We start from the raw sequence: 19534 nt of genomic DNA, 5'->3' as shown, positions 1-19534 counted from the left end.
GCCATGACGCTAACCCGAGCCATCGGCAAATCGGCTGCATGGATCGTCGGTATCGTCGCGGTGCTCATCGCGGCGGCCGGCGTCTTTCTTTTCACGTTCGACTGGAACCGCGCGAAGCCGTGGGTCAACGAACAGGTGAGTGCGGCACTCGGCCGTCCGTTCGCGATCAACGGCGACCTGAAGGTCGGCTGGCGTCGCCCCGACGGCGAGACCGGCTGGCGTGCGTGGGTGCCCTGGCCGAGCTTTTCGGCCACGCAGCTCGAGATCGGCAACCCCGACTGGGCGAAGACGCCCAAGTTCGTCACGCTCGATGCCGCGCATTTCGATCTCGCGATCCTGCCGCTGCTCGCGCACGAGATCGTGATTCCGTCGATCGACATCGAGAATCCCGCCGTCGACCTCGAGCGACTCGCCGACGGCCGCAATACGTGGACCTTCCAGTTCAAGCAATCGTCGCAGCCGTCGCCGTGGAAGGTACGGCTCGACAGCTTCGGCTTCGCGAAGGGCACCGTCACGTATCGCGACGCGATCACGAAGGCCGACCTGACCGTCGCGATCGATACGCTCGGGCAGCCGATTCCGCTCGGCGACGTGCTGAAGGAGCAGGAACAGACGTCGCGTGCGGCGTCCGCGCAGCGGGTCGGCAAGCACGGCGCCGCGCAGCTGAGCGCGAAGGCCAACGCGGAAGCCGCGTCGAAGGCGGCGAGTGCGGCGTCGTCCGCAGGCGCTTCGTCGGCGTCTTCGGTTGCTTCGGCTTCAGCATCGTCTGCCCCGTCTGCCGCGTCCGCATCGACGGCCGCTGTCGCGTCCGGCGCAAGCGGTGCCGCGGCGCCGGCGAAGCCGTCCGGCCCGACCTATGCGTTCGGACTGAAGGTCGACGGCCGCTACAAGAACGTGCCGATCAGCGGTACCGGCAAGCTCGGCGGCGTGCTGGCGATCCAGGACACGTCGCGGCCGTTCCCGCTGCAGGCCGACGTGAAGGCCGGCGACACGCGGCTCGCGATTGTCGGCACGCTGACCGATCCGACGCATCTCGCGGCGATCGACCTGCGGCTGTGGCTGCAGGGCACGTCGATGTCGCACCTTTACCAGCTCACCGGCATCACGCTGCCCGACACGCCGCCTTACGCGACCGAAGGGCGGCTGATCGGCAACTTCAAGCGGCGCGCGAGCACATTCCGTTACGAGAACTTCAACGGCCGCGTGGGCGGCAGCGATCTTGGCGGCACGTTGGTGTACGAGCAGCGCGAGCCGCGGCCGAAGCTGTCGGGCGAACTCGTGTCGAACCTGCTGCAGTTCGCCGATCTCGCGCCGGTGATCGGTGCGGACACGGCCGCGAGCAAGGCGCAGCGCGGCGACACGACACGCCAGCCGTCGGGCCGCGTGCTGCCGGTCGAGACGTTCCGCACCGACCGCTGGCGCGCGCTCGACGCGGACGTCAAGTTCACGGGCCGCAAGCTGGTCAAGAGTTCGGACCTGCCGATCACGAACTTGTACACGCACATCGTGATGCAGGACGGCGTGCTGTCGCTCGAACCGCTGCAGTTCGGCGTCGCGGGCGGCACGCTCGCGACGACCGCGCACCTCGACGGCAGCGGCGCGCCGCTGAAGGGGCGCTTCACGGTGGCCGCGCGTCACCTGAAGCTCAAGCAGCTGTTCCCTGCGCAGAAGGTCATGCAGTCGGCGCTCGGCGAGATCAACGGCGACGCGTCGCTGTCGGCGACCGGCAATTCGCCGGCCGCGCTCGCCGCGACGTCGAACGGCGAAGTGAAGGCGCTCGTGACCGACGGACGCATCAGCCGCCTGCTGATGGAAGCGGCGGGGCTGAACGTGGCGAACGTCGTCTACGAGAAGCTGTTCGGCAACAACGACGTGAAGATCAACTGCGCGGCGATCGATTTCGTCGCGACCAACGGCATTCTCGACCCGAAGGTGTTCGCGCTCGATACGGACGACGCGCTGATCAACGTCGATGGCCCGATCAGCCTGCGCGACGAAACGCTCGACCTGAAGATCCATCCGCATACGAAGGGCTTCCGGATCTTCTCGCTGCGCTCGCCGCTGTATGCGAAGGGCACGTTCAAGAACCCGAACGTCGGCGTCGATGCGGGCGCGCTCGCGCTGCGCGCCGGCGCGATGATCGGGCTCGGGCTGATCAACCCGTTCGCGGCGCTGATCCCGCTGATCGCGCCGAGCAACAACCGGGACGTGCCGTGCTCGGAACTGTTCGGGCAGATGAAGGAGAGGGTCGCGCAGAAGGCGGCGATGAAGGCCGGCAAGTGATGTGCGGATGTGCGCGCTCGTCGCACGGCGAGCGCGAGGCAGCCGCGCCGCACGCCGCGCGTTTGCACGACGGCCGGCCGCCCGGTCGCCCCGATCCGGCGAACCGTTGCGACCGCCAGCGGCGTGTCAGCGGCCCGCGCGCGCCCAGTGCAGCACGGCGTCGACTTCCCGGCCGTCGATCCGCGCCGGGGCGGCGGTGCCGAGTTGCAGGCGATCGCCGTCAAGCACGGCGACCCGCTGCTGCACGTTGCCGATCCAGTTCGGAAACAGGCTGACGTCCATTTCGTGGGTCAGCGTGCCGTCGTCGTCGACATGAAAGGGGCCGGAATAGGCGACGTAGCCGCGCGCGGCGGTCGCACACTCGTCGGCGGTGCCGCCGTGCAGGTCGCCGTTCGCGTAAGGCGGCCGACCGGCTGCCATCAGCTGGGCGGACATGTAGCCGTCCGGTGTGTAGAGAATCCAGCCGCGCACGTCGCGACCGAGCGGGTAGGCGACCGCGCTACCGTCGCGCGGGCGGACTTCGTAGGACACGAGGCGCCATGCGCCGACGAGTTGTTCGCGAAGCTGGCTGGCAAGCATGCGGGATTCCATCCAGTAAGACGGCGGTGGGGCGCGTGCCGTCGTGTTGGCGGGCCGCCGGGCGGCGGACCAGGGGTCGGAATGCGCTGTCGGAACGGCATGGTCGGCAGTTTCTCCGACACCTGCTAAAATACACGGTTTTCCGTCGATTTATCCTTTAACGGGACCTGCCGTGCTTTCTACTGCCAACATCACGATGCAATTCGGGCCAAAGCCCCTGTTCGAGAACATCTCGGTCAAATTCGGCGAGGGCAACCGCTATGGTCTGATCGGCGCGAACGGCTGTGGCAAGTCGACGTTCATGAAGATCCTCGGCAGCGACCTCGAGCCGAGCGCCGGCAACGTCGCGCTGGAGCCGAACGTCCGTCTCGGCAAGCTGCGCCAGGACCAGTTCGCGTACGAAGACGTGCGCGTGCTCGACGTCGTGATGATGGGCCACACCGAGATGTGGGCCGCAATGACCGAGCGTGACGCGATCTACGCGAACCCGGAAGCCACCGACGACGACTACATGCACGCGGCCGAGCTCGAGAGCAAGTTCGCCGAATACGGCGGTTACGACGCCGAAGCGCGCGCGGGTGCGCTGCTGCTCGGCATCGGCATCGAGGAGAAGTTCCACAGCGGCACGATGAGCGACGTCGCGCCGGGCTGGAAGCTGCGCGTGCTGCTCGCGCAGGCGCTGTTCTCGAAGCCTGACGTGCTGCTGCTCGACGAACCGACCAACAACCTCGACATCAACTCGATCCGTTGGCTGGAGAGCATGCTCAACGAGTACAACTCGACGATGATCATCATCTCGCACGATCGTCACTTCCTGAACTCGGTGTGCACGCACATGGCCGACATGGACTTCGGCACGCTGAAGGTCTGGCCGGGCAACTACGACGACTACATGCTCGCGTCGGCGCAGGCGCGCGAGCGCCAGGCCGCGGCGAACACCCGCGCCAAGGAGCGCGTCGCGGAACTGCAGGACTTCGTGCGCCGCTTCTCGGCGAACAAGTCGAAGGCCCGCCAGGCGACGAGCCGCGCGAAGCAGATCGACAAGATCAAGATCGAGGATTTCAAGCCGTCGTCGCGCCAGAACCCGTTCATCCGCTTCGAGTTCGAGAAGAAGCTGCACAACGTCGCGGTGGTCGCTGAAGACATCACGAAGAAGTACGAGCGCACGATCTTCCAGAACTTCAACCTGTCGGTGCAGCCGGGCGAGCGTATCGCGATCATCGGCGAGAACGGCGCGGGCAAGACCACGCTGCTGCGTTCGCTGCTCGGCGCGCTCGCGCTCGAACACGGCACGGTGAAGTGGTCCGAGAACGCGAATGTCGGTTACATGCCGCAGGACACGTACGAGGAGTTCCCGAACGACATCACGCTGATGGACTGGATCGACCAGTACCGCAAGGACGGCGACGACGAAACGATGGTGCGCGGCACGCTCGGCCGCCTGCTGTTCTCGTCGGACGACATCAAGAAGTCGGTGAAGGTGCTGTCGGGCGGCGAGAAGGGCCGCATGATCTGGGGCAAGCTGATGCTCGGCCGCCACAACGTGCTGCTGATGGACGAGCCGACCAACCACATGGACATGGAATCGATCGAGTCGCTGCAGATCGCGCTCGAGCAGTTCGAAGGCACGCTGATCTTCGTGTCGCACGACCGCGAATTCGTGAGCGGGCTGGCGAACCGGATCATCGAGGTGCGTACGGACGGTACGTTGTTCGACTTCGGCGGCAACTACGAAGAATTCCTGACGAGCCAGGGGCAGGAGTAATCGCGCTGACGCGTCCGTTCATGTGCCCCGGCTAAGCAGCACGAAGCCGGGCACATAAAGCGGAACGGCCGGAAACGCATCAAGCCCGCATCGACAGCATTGTCGATGCGGGCTTTTTCATTTCTGCCCCGGCGAGGCCTGACGGCGTTGCTCATTCCAGTTTCCTCTGGTTAATCGACTTCAGGTAAATTACCCACCGAACGCCAATCTCCAATCCCCATCCCGACCCGGAGCCGCCCCTCGATGCAGGACCATCCTTTCCCGCTCGACCTGTCCGGCCTTGCGCCAAGCCTGTATGCGCAGGGCACCGAGGAAAGCATCCTGGCGCGGCTGATGGAACGGATCGAGCCGGTCAACCGCTTCTGCGTCGATATCGGCGCGAGCGACGGCCTGCGCAACAGCAACACCGCGCGGCTGCTGCGCGAACAGGATTGGGCCGGCGTGCTGGTGGAAGGCAGCGCGTACCGGTTCGGCAAGCTGGCCGCCCACTACGCGGGCGCGGAGCGTGTCCGTCTGCATCATGACCGTGTCCAGCCCGATACGGTCGACCAACTGCTCGCCGACGCGAACACGCCGGCCGACTTCGACCTGCTGTCGATCGATATCGACGGCAACGACTACTGGGTGTGGCGCGGCCTGCAGGCGTTTCAGCCGCGCATCGTCGTGATCGAATACAACCCGTACTACACGCCGCCCGAGCGCTGGGTCATGTGCTTCAATCCGGACCACGAATGGGACGGGTCGACCTATTACGGCGCGAGCCTCGAATCGCTCGTGCACCTCGGCCGGCAGAAGGGTTATGAACTCGTCTGCTGCGACGACATGGGCAACAACGCGTTCTTCGTGCGGCAGGATCTGTATCCGCTGCTCGGCATCGCGAACAACGATCCGTCGGTGCTGTTCCGGCCGGCGATGTACAAGCTGCGCTACGTCGGCCACAACACGTTCCTGAGCGGCCATCCGTATCGGCACGGCCCGGCCGAGCACATCTGAATGGACCCGCTCGCTGCCACCTTCGACGAAATTCGCGACGCCTATGCGCTCGGCCGAAGCGGATCGCCACGTCAGGTCGGCGAACGTGTCTTGCATCTGCCGGCCGATGATGGCGGTGTCGCGATCAAGCTCTACGCACTCGAGCATCATGCGCGCGCGACCAAGGAAGCCGCTGTCCTTGCGCATTTCGAGACGCACGGCGATGCCCGCTTCCGTGTGCAGACGCTGAAACGCACGAAAGCCGGCGCACCGCTGTGGACGGGTGCGGGTTCGCACGCGATGCTGACGCGCTGGGAAGCCGGACAGTTCAGAACCTACGATACGTTTTCGCCGGCCGAGTGGGATGCGCTCGGCGCAAGCCTGGCTGCGTTGCATCTGAGTCTCGAGCGGCTTCATCTGCCGTCGCTCGACACGATCGGCGCGCGGCTGACCGCGATCGATGCGGATGCGGTGCGCCGCAGCCTGCTGGACGCGCTTGATCGCGCGCGCTCGAACGACGGCGCGGCGAACCTGCGCCGTTATGTCGAACTCGCGCTGCGCATGATCGACCGCTACTATCCGGGCAGCATCGAAGCGTTTCCCGCCGACGATCCGCAGCATCCGATCCACAACGACTACAACCAGTTCAACTACCTGTTCACGGGCTTACCGCCGCCGCTCATCCTCGACTGGGAAGCGGCGATCGGCGCGCCGCGCGAATACGAGCTGGTGCGTTGCCTGAACCATCTGCCGCTGGAGGCGCCGCACCTCGCGGAAGCCTTCGTGCTCGCGTATCGGCGGGTGCGGCCGGTGAATCTCGCGTGTATCGCGTGGGCGGTCGATGCCGCGTGCCTGCAGCACGCGCTCAAGCTGTGGGTCGTGCAAGGCTGGCTCGACGATCCGTCGCGCTACGCCGCGCACCTGAGCGGTGCGGTGACGATGGCGTTCGCGATGGTGGACGCGCGCGACCGTCTCGTCGATTTCTTTTCCCGTTGCGTGCAGGCAGGAAGCTGAAGTGAATGCGAATCTGAACCGGGTTTCGAATCCGACGCCGTCCGGCGAGCGGCAGCATGTCTTTCCGCCGCCGCTGGACCGCGATTACCGCGTCGAAGACGGGCGCGTCAGGACGCGCTCGCTGGAAGCGCATATCGTCGACCACTGCAACCTGACCTGCGCGGAATGCTGCTCGCTGTCGCCGCTGCTGCCCGAGTGGTTTGCGAGCCCCGATTCGGTCGAGGCCGATCTGCGCAAGGCCGCGAAGGTCCTGAGCCCGCGCGTTTTCAAGCTGGTCGGCGGCGAGCCGCTGCTGCACCCGGCGCTCGTCGAACTCATCGGGCGCGTGCGCGACACGGGTATCGCGCCGGTGATCTCCGTCACGACGAACGGGCTGAAGCTGGGCGAGATGTCCGACGCGTTCTGGCAGGCGGTGGATGCGCTGACGATCTCGCGTTACCCGAAACCGTCGCTTTCGCCCGACCTGATCGCGCATGTCGAGCACCAGGCCGCACGCTTCGACGTGCGCCTGAACTGGAAGGTGCAGGACGTGTTCACGACGATGAATCGTGCGCAGCCCGGCACGGACCGCGACGACGCGCAGCGTCTCTATCACGATTGCTGGATCCGCGAGCGCTGCCATATGATTCGCGACGGCATGTTCTACACCTGCACGCGTCCGGCCCATTTCCATACGCTCTACAAGGGCGAGAAGGATTTCCGGTCCGACGGCCTGCCGCTGCGCGACGACGCGGACATGCTCGACGCGATGCTCGCCTATCTGCAACGCGAGGCGCCGCTCGAAGCGTGCTTGCATTGCCAGGGCGGCAGCGCGCCGGTGGCGCCGCATCGCATCCTCAAACGCATTGAAGTGGACACCTTGAAGGCTCGTTATCCATGATCGTCGGCACGCGCGACCTGTTCGGTTTCGATCGTCTGCACTACCATCCGCGCAGCGGCATGTCGGCGTCCGGCATCCGTGCCGTCCTGCTTGCGTCGGGGCAACCGGCCGGCGCGCCGGACACGACCGGCATCGCGGGCTACCTGAGCGGCGAGCGTCCGGTCGATCGCACCGTGCTGCGCGATGTGCTCGCGGTGCCGCCGGGCCATGCGCTGATCCGTTCGCCGCAAGGTCTGACCGTGCAGCCGGCGCCCGAACGGCCGCAGCGCGGCGATCTGGAAACCGTGCTGCGCGCATCGCTGCAACGCGCGCTCGACAGCGGCAAGCGGGTTGCGCTGGCGCTGAGCGGCGGGCTCGATTCGGCGCTGCTGCTCGCGTTGCTGCGCGAACTCGGCGCGCAGCGGCACGTGACGTCCTACATCCTCGCGACCGACATGCCGGACTATTGCGAACGCGACGCGGCGCTCGAACTGGCCGCGCAGATGCAGGCGACGGTGAAGATCGTGCGTGCGAACGAGGCCGATTTCGTGGCCGCGCTGCCGCGAACGACGTATGCGGTCGAGGAACCGATGTTCAACCTGCATCCGGTCGCCAAGCTGCTGCTGGCCGAGGCGATGGCCGCGGACGGCATCGAGGTCGCCATTACCGGCGACGGCGCGGATCAGGTGTTGCGCCGCGACCGGTCGGCCAACTACCTGCCGCTGTGCCATGCGTTGTTCGATGCGGCGTCGGTCGACCTGCATCCGCCGTTTGTCGACGATGCGGTCGTCGCGCATCTGACGAGCATCGAACCCGACCTGAACAAACAATGCCTGCGCGATCTCGGTGCGCGCCTGAACCTGCCGGACCGTCTCGTGCACGGCCCCAAGCGCGGGCGGCTCGCGCCAGCGATGGACCTCACGGCGCTGCTCGATCGCGACCGCGCATGCGCGCTGGCCGGCACGCTCGGTCTTGCCGCGCCCACGCTGCAGGCGGATACCGAACGCGTGCTGTGGACGACGCTGATGCTGATCCTCGATCACTTCGATCATTGCGATGCCGCGCATCGCCCAACCTGAGCCGCTCATGAAACGCATCCTGTTCTGCGTGGTGCCCGAGAAGGGGCACGTCAATCCCTGTATCGGCCCGGCCCAGCATCTGCGCGCCGCCGGCTGCGACGTCGCGTTCTATGCGCCGGCCGACATCAGCGCGCAGCTCGATGGCGCCGGTGACTTCGCCTTCGTCGGGCCGCGCGAGACGCCCGAACGCCACGACCTGTCGCGCGGCGCGAGCTTCGCCGCGAACATTCGCGATGCCGACTGGCTGCGCCACTGGATCCGCACGCTGCTGATCGACCTCGCGCCCGCGCAGGTCGACGGTATCCGCGCGGTGCTGCGCGAATGGCAGCCGGACGTGGTCGTGATCGATCCGCTGCTCTATGCGGCGGCAATTGCGGCCGAGCTGGAAGGGCTGCCGTGGGTCTCGATGTCGAATTCACTGAATCCGGTGTTGCCGGACGATCTCGATTCGGAACTGCTGCGCACGGTGCGCTGGCTCGCACCGGAACGCACGCGCCTGTTCGCGCGCTACGGCCTCGACGCGCGCTTTCGCGGTTGCGACATCCTGTCGCCGCATCTGACGCTCGCGTTCACGACCGACGCGCTGGTCGGTACTCCGCCGCCAGGTGTCGAACTGGTCGGCCCCGCGCTGCCGTCCGGCCCGCGCGGCGACGAGACGGCGTTCCCGTGGGAGCGCCTCGATGCGGATCGCCCGCTCGTCTACATGTCGCTCGGCAGCCAGCTTTACTACCATCCGGATGTGTTCGCGAAGGTCATCGAAGCGACGCGGGCAACGTCGGCGCAACTGGTGCTGTCGGTGGGCGAACTGGTCGATTCGGATCTGCTGCCGGCCGGTGACGAGCGCGTCGTCGCGGTGCGTTATGTGCCGCAACTGGCGCTGCTGCAGCGTACGCACGCGTTCGCCAGCCACGGCGGCGCGAATTCGGTGATGGAGTCGCTCGCGTGCGGCGTGCCGATGCTGCTGTCGCCGTTCTGCAACGACCAGTTCCATTCCGCGCACTTCGTCGAGCGGGCCGGCGCCGGATACGTGCTGGATCTGCAGCAGGCTGGCGTGGCGGACATCACCGATGCGCTCGAACAGCTGTTGCGTCCCGGTTCGTTGCGCGAGCATGCGGCGCGAATCCGCGCGAGCTACGCGCGCGACGGCTCGGCGCAGGCCGCGCGCCTGATCAGCGCACTCGCTTCAGGAAGCCGCCTGGCGACAGCGTCATGAGCACGCGGTCCTCGATATCCTCGTCGACTTCGAATCGTGCGTCGCGGGCGAGAAATTCGCGCGCGGCCGTGGCCGGGTTGTTGCCTTTGCCGTACGGCTTGCCGTCGAACATCGATGCCGGCAGGTACTCCATGATGGTGTCCATCACGATCGCGTAGCTGTCGGGCGTCACGAGTGGCGCATAGCATTCGAGTTCGCGCAGCACGTGTGCGTGGGTATGCGTGAGATCGAGGATCGCCATCACGCGCGCGCCGTCGCCGATCTGCGCGCGCACCGACGCGAGCGTGTCGGCTGCGCACGATTCGCCTTCGATCAGCACCATGCGATGGGCGAGCCGGTGCGATTGCAGGCGTTGCCTGACCTCGTCGCGCAGGCGCGGTTCGATCGCGACGACGCGCCCGTGCTCGCCCGCCAGTTCCAGCATCGACGCGGAGAACACGACACCGCCGCCCGCCGCGATACCGGTCTGCACGATGCAGTCGGGGCGCGTGCGCCAGATCAGTTCCTGGAGCGCGAGCATGTCGCCGGGCAGGTGGAAGAAGCGCTCGCCGAGCCAGCGCGTCTGGAACAGATGGTCGAATTCGGCAGCGCGCGTCAGCCATTCGATGTTGATGTCCCGCATGCGGGCCGAAGGACGCTCTGACATGGTCAATGCAACGAGTAGGAGTGACGTGAAAACGCTGGAATCCTGGCTTCACCGGCACTGGAACCTCAGGCCGGCGCGCATGCAGGCGCTGTCGTCGGGCCATACTAACAAAACGTATCTCGTCGAGTGCGATGCGGCGCGCGCGGTGCTGCGCGTGTCGTGGTCCGGCAAACCGGTCGAGCAGGTGCATCGCGAGGCGTCGATACTCGGCCATCTCGGCCGCTCGCGCACGGCGCCGATGCTGCCCGCGCTGCCCCGATTGCGGCCGACCGTGGACGCGCAATCCGGTGTGCAGGCGCCCGATGGAAGCTGGCTGCATCTGTTCGAGCATATCGACGGCAGTCCCGGCTTGCCCGGCGATGCGCAGGCGGGCGCGATCGATGCGATGCGTGCGCTCGCGTATCTGCATGCGGCGCTGGCAGCGATCCCCGCGAGCGAATCCGCGCCGCTGGCTTGGCTGTCGGCGCGCCATATGCGCGTATCGGCACGTGCGATGCCGTCGTTGCCGGCCGACTTGAGCAGCCACTACGACACGATGATCCGGCGGATCGGCGCGCATCTCGATGCCGCGGCACGCTGGCTGACCGGGCCCGTGCATTGGCTGCATGGCGACTATCACGCGGGCAACCTGCTGTATGTGGGGCATGCGGTAAACGGCGTGCTCGATTTCGACGATGTCGGGCAGGGTGCGCAGTGGCTCGAGACGGCCTTTGCGCTGTTCGCGCTGTCGCGCGATGCAAGCAGGGACGATCGCTTCGTGTTCGATGCGCAACGATGGGAGGCGGGGCTGCAGACCTATGCGGCGACGCGGTGCGATGCTGCGCCGGACTGGATGCACGACAACTGCGATGCGCTGATGGCCCTGTTCTGCGCGGACCAGACGCTGATCCATCTGGAAGCCGCACAGCGCGGCCTGTGGATGCCGGGGCCCGGCATCGGATTTCTCGGTGGCTGGCGGCAATTGCTGGATGGTGCGACGCCCTGAAGCTGGCAGGTCGCCCTGTGTCAGTCCCGGAGATTCAGGAACAAGCGCACGGCTTCGACCGTATTGGGCCGCGCTTCGCCATGCCGCGATCCGTCGTGCATGCAGAACAGCACGTCGCGATGCTGTGCCGCGCTGGCGTCGACATGTGCGCACATCGCGTCGCACAGCGCCTGGGGCGACGGTGCCGGCCGCTGCCAGTCGTCCAGTATCGCGGTCCAGCCCGTGTGTTCGCGCCGCAGCCGTGCGAGCACGCCGGCGCGATTGTCCTGCGGCATCAGTCCGTAGGGAAGGCGCAGCGGGATCGCGTCCGGTGCGGGAACGCCGGCCCGGTGATAGGCCTCGCGAATCAGCGCGTCGGTCGCCTCGATTTCGTCGATCAACACGTCGTCCGGCAGCGCGCCCGGCCTTGCATGCGAATGAGTGTGATTGCCGAGCCGATGACCTTCGCGCGCCATTCTCGCCGCGACGTCGAGCGCGCCCGCGAGGTTCTGGCCGAGCAGGAAGAAGGTCGCCTTGCACGAGGCGTTGCGCAGGACGTCGAGCAAGGGCAGTGTCGACGGGCCCGGGCCGTCGTCGAAACTGAGGCGTATGGACATCGCTTGGAGGGCGCGTCGTGTGAGTGGAACCTGAACGATAGCGCAATCCGACAGCTTACCGGTCGAGCCTCGTCAGTGAGCGGAAGCATGCCGGCACAACGCGGCCGGCCGACAACGCCCGTGCTCACGCATTGAATCGCTCACGCGTCGCAAGCAAGCGCCGGCTCGTCCGGAATCGCCCGCTCCGCCAGCGCGATGTAATCGCCCGACGCCGTGCGCTCGACCCTTGCATCGACGCGGTACGCGCGCCGCAGGTTCGGCGGCGTCAGCACGTCGGCCGGTGCGCCGTCCGCGACGAGTCCGTCGGCACTCAGCAGCACGAGCCGGTCGCAGAAACGCGATGCGAGATTCAGGTCGTGCATCGCGACCAGCACGATCGCGCCGCGCCGGCGGGCCGCGTCGCCGACCGCCTCCAGCGCGAGCAATTGCCAGCGCAGGTCGAGCGCGCTGGTCGGTTCGTCGAGCAGCAGCAGCGGCGTGTCGCGCACGAGCACCTGCGCGAGCCCGACCATCTGCCGCTGGCCGCCCGACAACCGGTCGAGCGGCGACATCGCCAGCGGGTGCAGCCGCAGCCGCGTGAACACCTGTTGCAAACGCCGGTCGTGCGTCGCGTCGGACAGGCCGCCGCAGGTGGCGCGCAACGCGCTGCGCACGGCTTCGTAGACGAGCAGCGACGACGGTTGCGGCAAGGTCTGCGGCAGATAACCGACCTGCCGCGTGTGCTCGCGGCGCGACCCGGACAGCAGGTCGAAGCTGCCGAATGCCGCGCGACCGGTCGCGGACGCGAGCCGCGCCAGCGCGCGCAGCAGCGTCGACTTGCCGACACCGTTCGGCCCGAGCAGCCCGATCGTCGTGCCCGGCTCGACTGGCGCGAGCGACAGCCCGTCGAGCACGACCCGGGCGCCGTAGCGGACGCACAGCGCGTCGAGTTGCAGCATCGGCTCAGCCATCCAGCCTCCTGCGCCGGCTGACGAGCAGCATGAACAGCGGCACGCCGACCAGCGCGGTGATGATGCCGATCGGCAGCGTTACGCCGGGGATCAGCGTCTTGCTGAGCACGGACGCGCCGGCCAGCATGATCGCGCCGGCGAGCGCCGCGCCCGGCAGGTAGTAGCGATGCTCGTCGCCGACCAGCAGCCGCGCGACGTGCGGCCCGACGAGGCCGACGAAACCGATCGTGCCGACGAACGACAGCGCCGTCGCGGACAGCAGGCTGATGCGCGCGAGCGCGACGAGCCGCAGCCGTTCGACCGCGATGCCCATGCTGCGCGCCTGCTCGTCGCCGGCGCGCAGCGCCGTCAACGACGCGACGTCGATGCTCGCCCACAGCGTGCAGGTGGCGAAAACGCAGGTCAGCAGCACGATCTTGCCCCATGTCGCGCGCGCCAGGCTGCCCATACTCCAGAACACGATCTGCTGCAACGCATTCGCGTCGGCGATGAACTGCAGCAGCCACAGCAAGGCCTCGAAGCTGAACATCAGGCCGATGCCGAACAGCACGACGGTCTCGGTCGTCGCGCCGTGGCGCCACGCGAGCCAGACGATCAGCAGCGTCGCGGCGCTCGCGCACGCGAACGCGCCGAGCGACAGCGCGACGTTCTCGTTCCACAGCACCAGGTGCCAGCCGGAAATCACGACGAGCGATGCGCCGACGCTCGCGGCGGCCGACATGCCGAGCGTGAACGGGCTCGCGAGCGGGTTGTTCAGCACGGTCTGCATTTCGGCACCGGCGAACCCGAGCGACGCGCCGACGAGCACGGCCATCAGCGCATACGGCAGGCGCACGTCCCACAGGATCACGCGCTGTTCGAGCGGCAGCCCGTCGGGCCGGAACAGGCCGCCGAGCAGGTCGGCGACCGGGAACGGCGACGGGCCGGTCGAGACGTCGACGACGAGCAGCGCGACGAGCACGCCCGCGAGCGCGGCGAGCGCACCGACACGCCGCGCGGCGACCGCGCGGTAGCGAAGTCGCAGCGACGGAGGTGAAACGGGTGTCGTCGTGCTCATGCGGCCACTCCGGATGCGGGCTCGAAAACCACGCGTGACGCAAGCGCGAGGCTCGGCAGCACGACGCCGCCGTGATCTTCGCCGTCGATCAGCCGGAACGCGGCGTCGAGCCCTGGGCGGCCGCCCACCCGCGCGACGAAGTCGCGGGCGGAACTGACCTGCTTGCGTGCCTGCTGGCGGCGCACCCGTTCGGCGTCGGGGTTCGGTGCACCTTCCTCGAGGCTGCCTGCGGTCACGAGGACGCGCAGCGGCGGCGCGAGCGGGGCGGTTTGCGCGGCGAACCGGTCGGCATAAGGCAGCAGCATGCGCTCGCCCCACCAGATCGACGGGCTTGCGGCCACGTAGCGCCGAAACAGGTGCGCACGCGTGAGCATCGCGTACAGCGTCAGCAGGCCGCCGTACGAGTGGCCGAACAGCGTCTGCCGCTCGGGATCGACCGGCAGCTGGCGGGCGAGCCACGGCTGCACGTCGTGTTCGATGAAGTCGAGAAAGCGGTCCGCGACGACGCCGCGGCCGTTCGGCAACGGCGCGAGCGTGTAGTCGTCCGCGCGCGCGGCCATGTCGTAGGGCCCATCGACCGGATAGCCGATGCCGATCACGACGGCCTCCGCGTCGCGCGTGCCGTCCGGCCGCGCGCGGCGATTGCGGGTGAGTTGCGCCGCGAGCGGGAACAGCGCATTGCCGTCGAGCACGGTGAGCACCGGATGGGGCGCCGAGCCGGAACGCTCGGCCGGCAACGCGACGAACAAACGCCGCGTGCGGCCGGCGATCGTCACGTCGAACTGGCGGCTGTTCGGCACGAAGACCGGCGGCGCGGCGTCGAGGCCGGGCCACGCAGGCATATCGGCGGCACACGCGGGCGCGAGCCGGCCGCCGAGCGGGCCGGCCAAGCCGGCGACGAGCAGGGAGCGGCGCATGGAGGAGGCGGGCATCCGCATGTCAGGACCCTTCCTGCACCCAGTATTCGCCTTGCAGCGCAACGGGCTGGAAGCGTCGCACCATCGTGTCGAACGTGGCGCGCGGATCGAGATCGGCGAACAGCGCCGGGTGCAGCCACTTGGCCATCGCCTGCACGGCGACGACGTTGAACGGCGAATTGTAGAAGTGATGCCAGATCGCATACGCGCGCCGCTCGCGGACCGCGCGCAGCGGCGCGATCTGCGGCCGCTTCAGCGAACGGTCGAGCGAGCGGACGGCGGCGTCGCGCGGCACGCCGGCGCCGAGCGCGATGCGTTGCGGCGCGCTTTGCAGCGTCTGGAGCGAGCCGATCGCGGTACCGATGTAGAAATCGGGCTGGCGGCTCAGCAGGTATTCGGGGTTCAGCGTGCCGTGCTCGCCGGGCACGCGGCCTTTCGCGACGTTGTTGCCGCCGGCGGCGTCGAGCAGGTGGCCCATCATGCCGGTCATCGTGTCGCAGCAGTCGCCCGACAGGCCGACACGGCTTTCGAGGAACACGCTCGGCGCGACCGGGCGTGCGGTCGCGAGCCGCGTGCGGACGAGGTCGAGCTGCTGCTGCCAGTACGTGTTGAATTCCGTCGCGCGCTGCGGCGAGCCGAGTACCTGTCCGAGCAGCGCGATGCTGCGCGGCGTGTTGGCGAGCGGGTCGTGCCGGAAGTCGACGAACACGATCGCGACGCCGGCCGCCTCGAGCCGCGCGAGCGTTTCACGATCGCGCTCGCCGGGGCCGTGGCCGCCGCCGAGCCCGAAGATCGCGACCTGCGGGCGCAGCGCGAGCGCGCGCTCGTCGCTGAAGCTGCCGGACTGCGAGCGTCCGATGCGCGGCACATCCTTCAGGTGCGGGAAGCGCGCGAGCCATTGCGCGTAGCTCGCGGGATCCAGTTGCTCGAAATCGCCCATCATGCCCACGAGGCGGCGCGTCGGATCGTCGCCGTCGACCACCGCCAGCGCCGGCAACAGGCGGCCCTCGCCGAGCAGCACGCGCTCGACGCGCGCGGGAATCCGGACCTGCCGCCCGGCCAGGTCGGTGACGGTCGTCGTGTCCGCCCGAGCGGCATGGATCACGAGCCAGCCGCACAGCCATACGCCCAGCATGGCCCACATTCCGCTTGTCTTTTTCACGCGACTCCCGATACGATATAAATGAGAACAATTCTCATTTAATTGTAGCCGAGCCGAGGCCATGACAGGGGTATCGGCCGTTTGATCGAACACCAAAATAGTTTGTGCGGGCGCAAGAGGCCCGCACGCGGGGGTATGACGACATGACAGCGCTGACGCCAGCCGCTTCCCATTCCGATCGCTATCGACACGATGCGCACGTCGCGCGGATCCGCGAGGTGCGGCCCGGGTTGCGGATCCATTCGGACGATGCAACGGACGAATTCGACGCCGTGATGTCGGGGCAGTGTTCACCGGGCCTGCATCTCGTGCTGTTGCTCGAGGGTGCGCTCGACGTGTCGTACGGCGACCGGCGCGTGGTGCTGACGACCGACGGGCGACGCACCGGCCGCGTGGACCGCGAAACCGCGCGGCCCGCGGTGCGGATGCAGTCGTTCCTGCTCAACGCGACCGAGCCGGACACGTTCCGCCGGCGGCTCAGCAAGGGCGGTTATGCGCGGCGGCTGAGCCTCGCGATGTCGGGCGAATGGCTCGGCCATCTGCAGGAGGCCAGCCGCGGCGTCCTGCCGGAACAGCTCGGCGCGATGCTGTCCGCGCATCTCGCGATCCGCTTCTGGCAGCCGACGCCGCGCGCGACGGCGCTCGCCGAGCAGATCGTGCGGCCACCGGCCTATCAGCCGATGCTGCAGGCGATCTATCTGGAAAGCCGCGTGCTCGAACTGCTCGCCGAGGCGTTCACGCCGCTCGAGAGCGATGCGGCGCACGCGGCGCACGAGTCGGACGCGTCGCTCGGGTCGCGCGACTATCGCCGGATGGCCGAACTGCGCGCGTTCCTCGCGAGCGATGCGGCGCAGGAACTGTCGCTCGACGACATCGCGCGGCATGCCGGGATGAGCGCGAACGCGATGCAGCGCCAGTTCCGCGCGGCCTACGGTACGACCGTGTTCGACTTCGTCCGCGAACATCATCTGCAGCGCGCGCGGCTCGCGCTCGAGCGCGACGCCGTGAGCGTCAAGCAGGCCGCGGCGCTGGCCGGCTACACGAGTGCCGCGAACTTCGCGACGGCCTACAAGCGCCGCTTCGGCGTCACGCCGACGCTCGCGCGACGCAGCGACCGACGCTGACGACGGCTGGCGACGGCGCTCAAACGACTTCGATGCTTACGCAAAGATTTCGGTTGATTACATGTTTCATAATGTAAATGAGAATCAATCACATTTTGAAACATCGAAAGCGCCACCATGTCGAGTCAAGCTGCAAGCCTTGCATTGAAGCCGGTCGTCGTTGCCGGCCTGTATCTGATGGGGGCGTCGTGCGCGTGGGCGCAGACGCCTGACCGGGCGGCGGAACCTGCCGCCGCATCTGCCGTCGCCGCTCCATCCGCCGCCGCCAAACCGGACGACCCGGCCAAGCCGGCCGGATCAGCGCCGCCGGAGGCCGCCGCCGACCCGGCCATGCTGAAGGAGGTCGTCGTCACGGCGAGCCGCCGCGAGCAGGCGATCCGCGAGGCGCCCGCGAGCATTTCGGTGATCAGCCGGGAAGACATCGAGGCGAAGCCGTATACGTCGGTCGCCGAGATCGTCGCCAACGTCGAGGGCGTGAGCGTCGTCGGTGCATCGCCGAACGACCAGGACATCTCGATTCGCGGGATGCCGGGCGAGTACACGCTGATCCTCGTCGACGGCCGTCGCCAGAACACGCGCGAAACGATGAACCGCGGCACGGCCGGCGTGCAGTCGAACCTGATGCCGCCGCTGTCCGCGATCGAGCGGATCGAGGTGGTGCGCGGGCCGATGTCGTCGCTGTACGGCGCCGACGCGATGGGCGGCGTGATCAACGTGATCACGCGCAAGGTGCCGAAGCGCTGGGGCGGCACGATCACGGCCGGCAGTGTGTGGCAGCTCGAATCGAACCAGGGCGACACGCAGAGCGTCGACTTCTGGCTCGGCGGCCCGCTGAAATCCGACGTGCTCGGGCTGCAGGCGTCGGGGCGTCTCCTGCATCGCGGCGAAGACGACATCTACTACCCGAACAGCGGGACGGGCGGCGCGAACGGGCAGCGGATCGGCAGTTTCGACGTGAAGTTGTCCGCGAAACCCGCGAGCAACCAGGACGTGAGCGTGAACATCGGGCGCGAGCAGCTCACCTATCTCAGCACGCCGGGCAAGAGCGCCGCGCCGCTCACGCCGCGCACGGCGGCCTCCGCGCTCACGGAGACGCGTCATGTCCGCGATTACTGGGGCATCACGCACGACGGCCGCTGGGGCTTCGCCGACACGACGGTGTCGCTGTACGGTGAGCGCGGCGTGCAGGACCAGTGGACGCCGGCCGGGCGTTCGCCGGTGAAACCCGCGCTGACCGATACGATTCTCGAGGCCAAGGCTGCCGTGCCGTGGTGGGGCGAGCGCAACATCCTGACCGTGGGTGGCCAGCACATCTGGTCGAGGCTGTCGGGCGTCAGCGTGCAGGACGCGGTGCCGAAAGGGCATGGCGTCAATGCGGATCGCGTCGCACGCAACGCGTGGGCGCTGTTCGGCGAGAACGACTACTTCTTCAACGACCGCTTCACGCTGACGACCGGCGTGCGACTCGATCACGACGATCGCTACGGCAGCCACGTGAGTCCGCGCATCTACGGCGTGTACCAGCTCAGCAAGGCGTGGACGGTGCGCGGCGGCGTATCGACCGGTTTCCGTCCGCCGTCGCTGCGTCAGAGCACGGCCGGCTACTGCATGACGTCGGGTGGCGCGGCGGGCGCGATGCCCGGCACGCTGTGCGGCAATCCGGATCTCAAGCCGGAGACGAGCCTGACCGAGGAGCTCGGCGTGCGCTACGACCTGGGCGACACGTACGCGGGCCTGACGCTGTTCAACAACCTGTTCAAGAACAAGGTGGCGAGCTACGACACGGGCAAGGCCGATCCGCGCTCGCCGGGCCGCAACATCTATGTGTACGACAACATCGACCGGGTCAAGCTGTACGGGCTCGAGATCGGCGCGGGCACGCGCCTGTCGCGCACGCTGAAGGTGTCGGGCGCCTACACGCTGACCGAATCGCGCCGCGAGGGCAGCGGCGAGAAGGCGTTCAACGGCAGTTCGCTCGACGGTTATCCGCTCGACAAGACGCCGAAGCACAAATTCAACGTGCAGGTCGACTGGACGCCGACCGCCAAGCTCGACCTCTACGCGGCGGCGAACTACAGCGGCAGCGAATACTGGGCCGCGTTCCGCAACGGCGCGCAGGGCGTGCGCGAGCGGCCGTCGACGACGACCTTCGATCTCGGCGGGCGCTACCGGATCGACAAGCGTTTCTCCGTCAATTTCGCGGTGCTCAACCTGACCAACAAGATGGTGCCGATCGACGATCGCACGCGCACGACCGGGCTGAGCGGCAACTGGCTCGTCGACCAGGGGCGCCGCATCGCGGTGAGCCTGACCGCCGAAATGTGACGGCATGG

The 19534-nt window shown here is 67.8% G+C and carries 17 protein-coding genes; 10 read left to right on the top strand and 7 right to left on the bottom strand.

What is annotated here, in order from left to right:
- Nucleotides 1–3: 3 nt before the first annotated feature.
- Nucleotides 4–2283, top strand: coding sequence for an AsmA family protein (locus H3H55_RS09840; protein WP_193098484.1), 2280 nt, complete (start codon nt 4–6; stop codon nt 2281–2283).
- A gap of 126 nt (nt 2284–2409) precedes the next feature.
- Here the strand turns inward: H3H55_RS09840 and H3H55_RS09835 are convergent, their stop codons facing one another.
- Nucleotides 2410–2862, bottom strand: a complete 453-nt coding sequence (locus H3H55_RS09835) for a lipocalin-like domain-containing protein (protein WP_193098483.1) — start codon at nt 2860–2862, stop codon at nt 2410–2412.
- 172 nt (nt 2863–3034) lie between these two features.
- Between H3H55_RS09835 and H3H55_RS09830 the strand changes: the two genes are divergently transcribed.
- From H3H55_RS09830 to H3H55_RS09805, 6 genes are all read left to right on the top strand, one after another.
- On the top strand, nt 3035–4627 hold the full coding sequence (locus H3H55_RS09830) for an ABC-F family ATPase (RefSeq protein ID WP_193098482.1): 1593 nt from the start codon (nt 3035–3037) through the stop codon (nt 4625–4627).
- Between the two features lie 243 nt (nt 4628–4870).
- A complete protein-coding gene (locus H3H55_RS09825) occupies nt 4871–5620 on the top strand; it encodes an FkbM family methyltransferase (protein WP_193098481.1) in 750 nt (249 codons plus the stop codon).
- Nucleotides 5621–6613: a phosphotransferase enzyme family protein gene (locus H3H55_RS09820; protein ID WP_193098480.1), complete on the top strand. Its 993-nt coding sequence runs from the start codon at nt 5621–5623 to the stop codon at nt 6611–6613. It begins immediately after the preceding gene.
- Nucleotide 6614: 1 nt separating this feature from the next.
- Nucleotides 6615–7493 carry a 4Fe-4S cluster-binding domain-containing protein gene (locus tag H3H55_RS09815; RefSeq protein WP_193098479.1) on the top strand — a complete coding sequence of 293 codons (879 nt, stop codon included), beginning with the start codon at nt 6615–6617 and terminating at the stop codon, nt 7491–7493.
- On the top strand, nt 7490–8551 hold the full coding sequence (locus tag H3H55_RS09810; protein ID WP_193098478.1) for an asparagine synthase-related protein: 1062 nt from the start codon (nt 7490–7492) through the stop codon (nt 8549–8551). Before H3H55_RS09815 ends, H3H55_RS09810 begins: the two co-directional genes overlap by 4 nt.
- A 7-nt stretch (nt 8552–8558) precedes the next feature.
- The gene (locus H3H55_RS09805; RefSeq protein ID WP_193098477.1) at nt 8559–9764 is read left to right on the top strand and encodes a glycosyltransferase; all 1206 of its coding nucleotides are present in this window, start codon (nt 8559–8561) and stop codon (nt 9762–9764) included.
- Here H3H55_RS09805 and H3H55_RS09800 read toward each other — a convergent pair.
- Nucleotides 9721–10410, bottom strand: coding sequence for a cephalosporin hydroxylase family protein (locus tag H3H55_RS09800; RefSeq protein WP_129512233.1), 690 nt, complete (start codon nt 10408–10410; stop codon nt 9721–9723). The two genes, H3H55_RS09805 and H3H55_RS09800, sit on opposite strands and share 44 nt — an antisense overlap.
- On the opposite strand from H3H55_RS09800, the gene H3H55_RS09795 reads away from it, so the two are divergent.
- Nucleotides 10409–11395, top strand: coding sequence for a phosphotransferase (locus H3H55_RS09795; protein ID WP_193098476.1), 987 nt, complete (start codon nt 10409–10411; stop codon nt 11393–11395). The two genes, H3H55_RS09800 and H3H55_RS09795, sit on opposite strands and share 2 nt — an antisense overlap.
- A 20-nt stretch (nt 11396–11415) precedes the next feature.
- Here H3H55_RS09795 and H3H55_RS09790 read toward each other — a convergent pair whose 3' ends face one another.
- The 5 genes from H3H55_RS09790 to H3H55_RS09770 all read right to left on the bottom strand — a co-directional run bounded on the left by H3H55_RS09790 (nt 11416) and on the right by H3H55_RS09770 (nt 16059).
- Nucleotides 11416–11991: a polysaccharide deacetylase family protein gene (locus tag H3H55_RS09790; protein WP_193098475.1), complete on the bottom strand. Its 576-nt coding sequence runs from the start codon at nt 11989–11991 to the stop codon at nt 11416–11418.
- A 140-nt stretch (nt 11992–12131) separates the two neighbouring features.
- Nucleotides 12132–12941 (bottom strand): ABC transporter ATP-binding protein, encoded by an 810-nt coding sequence (locus H3H55_RS09785; protein WP_193098474.1) that lies wholly within the window; start codon nt 12939–12941, stop codon nt 12132–12134.
- Entirely contained in the window at nt 12934–13998 is a 1065-nt protein-coding gene (locus H3H55_RS09780; protein ID WP_193098473.1) for a FecCD family ABC transporter permease, read from the bottom strand. The genes H3H55_RS09785 and H3H55_RS09780 overlap by 8 nt, the downstream gene beginning before the upstream one ends.
- On the bottom strand, nt 13995–14915 hold the full coding sequence (locus H3H55_RS09775; RefSeq protein ID WP_226800001.1) for an alpha/beta hydrolase: 921 nt from the start codon (nt 14913–14915) through the stop codon (nt 13995–13997). Before H3H55_RS09775 ends, H3H55_RS09780 begins: the two co-directional genes overlap by 4 nt.
- A 22-nt stretch (nt 14916–14937) precedes the next feature.
- Nucleotides 14938–16059: an ABC transporter substrate-binding protein gene (locus H3H55_RS09770; RefSeq protein WP_193098471.1), complete on the bottom strand. Its 1122-nt coding sequence runs from the start codon at nt 16057–16059 to the stop codon at nt 14938–14940.
- A gap of 161 nt (nt 16060–16220) precedes the next feature.
- Here H3H55_RS09770 and H3H55_RS09765 point away from each other — a divergent pair, with 161 nt between their 5' ends.
- Together H3H55_RS09765 and H3H55_RS09760 are read left to right on the top strand one after the other, a co-directional pair.
- Nucleotides 16221–17201 (top strand): helix-turn-helix transcriptional regulator, encoded by a 981-nt coding sequence (locus H3H55_RS09765; RefSeq protein WP_193098470.1) that lies wholly within the window; start codon nt 16221–16223, stop codon nt 17199–17201.
- 117 nt (nt 17202–17318) lie between these two features.
- Complete coding sequence (locus tag H3H55_RS09760; RefSeq protein WP_193098469.1) at nt 17319–19526, top strand: TonB-dependent receptor domain-containing protein; 2208 nt, start codon at nt 17319–17321, stop codon at nt 19524–19526.
- Nucleotides 19527–19534: the final 8 nt, after the last annotated feature.

The organism is Burkholderia sp. Z1 (assembly GCF_014893795.1).
In the GTDB taxonomy this organism is placed as follows: Bacteria; Pseudomonadota; Gammaproteobacteria; order Burkholderiales; family Burkholderiaceae; genus Burkholderia; species Burkholderia theae.
Note: the sequence above shows the minus strand (reverse complement) of the source record. Positions and strands in the feature narration are given on the sequence as shown.